This window comes from Methylophaga sp. UBA5088 (assembly GCF_002414625.1).
Taxonomy (GTDB): domain Bacteria; phylum Pseudomonadota; class Gammaproteobacteria; order Nitrosococcales; family Methylophagaceae; genus Methylophaga; species Methylophaga marina.
This window is the reverse complement of the sequence record NZ_DIAC01000038.1, coordinates 10726-13562: the sequence shown is the minus strand read 5'-3', so window position 1 is coordinate 13562 and position 2837 is coordinate 10726. Positions and strand designations below refer to the sequence as shown.

Genomic DNA, 2837 nt, shown 5'->3' with positions numbered 1-2837 from the left:
TAATAAAACCATCCATATTTTGGGGTTCATACTTCACGCCCACTTCATACTGCTTGGCTTTTTCTGGGTCAAATAAATTACCTTCCGCATCAGTGCTGGCTACTAAGTTAAATGATTCGCTATAACTGACATAAGGTGAAAGACCATTATCAAATTTATATACCAGACCAACCCGCCCCGAAAAATCTTCCGCAGACTTATCTGCATCATTTGCATTGTTTGGGAAATTTACATCAACATCATTCTTGACCCAGTCATATCGCCCACCGATCAGTAATCGCCAGTTTTTATAAGCGAGTTGATCTTGAATATAAATCCCCGTTTGACGTGAATAGATATCCTTATCGCTACTAAGAGACAAATTACCAACAGTTGAGCCATACACTGGGTTTAAGTAATTAATGGCTGAGGCTGTTCCAGTGAAGTTCTTTTCTGTTTTATCGGAATAACGCCAATCAAGACCAATCAGTATGTCATGAGTTAGCTTTCCACTATCAAAATGAGCTAATAACTGATTATCTACAGCAAAAGCATTTAACTCTTCCTTCTTACGGGATGCCTCTCTTCCCTGTATTCCTCTTGTTAAGTCGGTTGCAAATACATTTTGACTGATACTAAGCGCTTTGAAATCCAAATCGACTTCGTCATAACGTGTGTTTTGTCTGAATGACCAAGTGTCATTAAATGCATGCGAAAACTCATACCCGACCGATCGATAATCGCGATCAAAATTATTAAAATCTTCCTCGCCATCGAAAAAACCAAATTCACGGTCGTACACCTTCGCTCCACCATTAAAATCACTAAATGTTTTCAATAATGCTGGTGAGAAATGGCTATTAAAGCTATAAATTTGCTCATCGTGCTGCTCAACAGCCAATACGGTTAATTGTGTGGCATCACTGATATTCCAAGTTAATGATGGTACCACCATCTTACGTTTAGCATCGTTATAATCGACTTCAGAATTGGCATCATTTCCGACAAAGGCCAGTCGATAAAGAAGCTTACCTTCATCATCAACCTTGCCACTAAAATCCCCTGCTAACTCAAAAAAGTCATCGCTGCCGGCTGATAGACGTAACTCACGTAAGGTGTCTTCTGTAGGTCGCTTGCTAACTAAGTTCACCAAACCACCCGGTTGCGCTTGCCCATAAGTGACAGAACTCGGGCCACGAATGACTTCAACCCGCTCCAGTGCGTAGCTATCTGCTCTCGGTAAGCCATAGGTACTCGTTGGTATTAAAAGACCATCACGATATACCTGCGATTTAGCATCAAACCCACGCAAGCTAAACCAGTCGTAACGCGTGTCATAACCAAATGGATCACTCAAGCTTGGCATATATTGCAAGGCTTGTGTCACGGTTTTCACACCGCGATTAACTAACTGCTTCTGTGTGACCACCGAGATGGACTGTGGGGTATCAAAAATGGATGCATTCGTTTTTGTCGCACTAGCGCTCCTCTCCGCATTGTAACTTTCTATCGGGTCATACGCTGAAAATGAAGTTTGCTGTCCAGTGACAGTCACGACGGGTAAATCGGCTGATTTATCATTGCTTTTAGTCAGCCGATAACTGGTTTCTGATTGTTGAACGACGGACAAAGGCGTACCTCGCAATAAGGTTTGCAGTCCCTCATTAATCGGATAGTTACCTTTCAGTCCTGAGGTTTTATAAGCTGCCGTAAGTTCAGGTGAAAAGCTGAGTAATATGCCAGCTTGTCGTCCAAACTGATTCAGAGCCGTGGCCAAATCACCTGCCGAAACATTAAAGCTTATTTTTTTATCACTCTGCGCCGAAGTCTGTTCCGCAGCCAGCACAGGTGTGGTGGATAAAAGGGTCACGCCAGCTGTAGCGAGCAAAGCAGTGGTTAGCGTCATTGCGCTTAATAAAGCGGGTTTATTGAACATGAGAGTCCTCACTTTCCATTAACAAATAGGTATCTATTTGTTGTGTCACGTGAGAATGAAAAACAGACCAAAAAATTTAAATTTTCTGCTGTGGTTTGAGTGTAATCCAATAGCGTGTTCTATAGACCAACTCAATCTGAAGTGTTGCCGCTAAAGCTTTTAGAACTTGATCTATATTACTTAGAGGGTAAGTACCAGACACCCGACGGTCTGCTATTGAAGGGTCACAGCGTAGCCAGCCATGATGATAATTTTGTAACTGAGTCACTATCTCAGCTAGAGGCATGTTATCAGCCACTAGCATATATTGTTGCCAAGCGAGCATGCTTTCCTGTGCGGACATAACGCTTCCCAGCTCAGTGGCATTAAAGCTGATCTGTTGCCCTGCCTTCACTCTTAATAGTGGCAGATGGTTTCCCCGGATAAAATCGACAGCACCTTCATAAACAGCCAACAATGCCGTGTTGTCTCGCTGCCTGACATAAAAACGCGTGCCTACTGGCTTGAGATCAGCCCAGTCCGTTTTCAATAAAAAAGGTCTGGTATCTTTCGCGGTCGTGATCATAATGTCACCGCTGATTAAGGTCAGGTGTCGTTGGTTTTCTGAATACGCAATAGAAAAGGCACTATTGGCATTCATGTCCACTTGGGTACCATCTGAGAGTGTCACCGAACGGGTTTCACCAATTCCAGTCCGGTAATCAGCCAGTAACGGGAGTAAGAAAGTCTCATTCTTAAAATAAACCCAGCTGCCACCACTCATAACCGCTATGCCGACCAGCGAGCGTAAGACATGTCGCCGACTTTTATCTGTTTTGAACAGCGTTTTTTCCGTAATAGCGCGTGATAATGGCGTAGGTAAGGTATTAAGTCCATGATTGACTTGTTCAATTCTTGACCAAGCTAACTGATGCTGAGGATC

At 43.2% G+C, this 2837-nt stretch carries 2 protein-coding genes; both read right to left on the bottom strand.

What is annotated here, in order from left to right:
- On the bottom strand, positions 1-1915 hold a 1915-nt coding region (locus B4K20_RS05355; RefSeq protein WP_289282156.1), incomplete at its 3' end, for a TonB-dependent siderophore receptor.
- Positions 1916-1991: 76 nt separating this feature from the next.
- On the bottom strand, positions 1992-2837 hold an 846-nt coding region (locus B4K20_RS05350; protein WP_289282155.1), incomplete at its 5' end, for a FecR domain-containing protein.